Source organism: Gilvimarinus sp. 1_MG-2023, assembly GCF_030548285.1.
This window is the reverse complement of the sequence record NZ_JAUOSC010001385.1, coordinates 1-251: the sequence shown is the minus strand read 5'-3', so window position 1 is coordinate 251 and position 251 is coordinate 1. Positions and strand designations below refer to the sequence as shown.

The following is a 251-nucleotide window of genomic DNA, read 5'->3' as shown; positions in this document are numbered from 1 at the left end:
GAATAAGCATACAAACAAAGCTGAGCAAATCGTAATAGGTGATTGTTTCCTGCTGGCGCCAGGCAAAATAGCGCATGGAAACAAAAAAAGCAGTAATAAGAATAAGAATCCGGAGCAATCGTTGCACTTCAATCGAGCCATTGTTTCTTATGACCCGGCTTTCAAAAAAGCGCAAGAGAATAACGACGCCCACCATGCTGTAGGCCAGGACCGCTTGAGACGCAACATCCACGCGCAGCTGGGAGATGTAC

1 protein-coding gene is annotated in these 251 nt (G+C 46.6%); it reads left to right on the top strand.

What is annotated here, in order from left to right; translation table 11 throughout:
• On the top strand, positions 1-251 hold a 251-nt coding region (locus tag Q4563_RS21375; RefSeq protein WP_303605953.1), incomplete at both ends, for a hypothetical protein.